Source organism: Streptomyces lancefieldiae, assembly GCF_031845825.1.
GTDB lineage: Bacteria > Actinomycetota > Actinomycetes > Streptomycetales > Streptomycetaceae > Streptomyces > Streptomyces lancefieldiae.
Window position 1 is genome coordinate 1 of the sequence record NZ_JAVRFH010000447.1, and the last position, 255, is coordinate 255.

General features: G+C 67.8%; 1 pseudogene. It reads right to left on the reverse strand.

Annotated elements, in window-relative coordinates:
- Positions 1-225, reverse strand: a pseudogene (locus RM812_RS42905) (ATP-binding protein); the annotation flags it as partial.
- Positions 226-255 lie beyond the last annotated feature (30 nt).

The following is a 255-nucleotide window of genomic DNA, read 5'->3' on the forward strand; positions in this document are numbered from 1 at the left end:
GGTCCGCTCGGTGACGCCGGGTGACACCTCCCAGGACATGAGCTGCCCGACGGCGAGCAGCCGGGCGAGCCGGGCTCCGCGCCGGGTGGACGACAGGAGCTGGGCGAACGTGCGTACGGTGGGGGCGTGTTGGTGAGCGGTCGTGTTCATGGGACCACGGTGACGGGTGTGCGGGGGTGTGTTCCACACATACCGCCCGTACGCTAAGTCAGCGTACGGGCACATTCCGTGTACAGTACGGCGGTTCGTACGTCA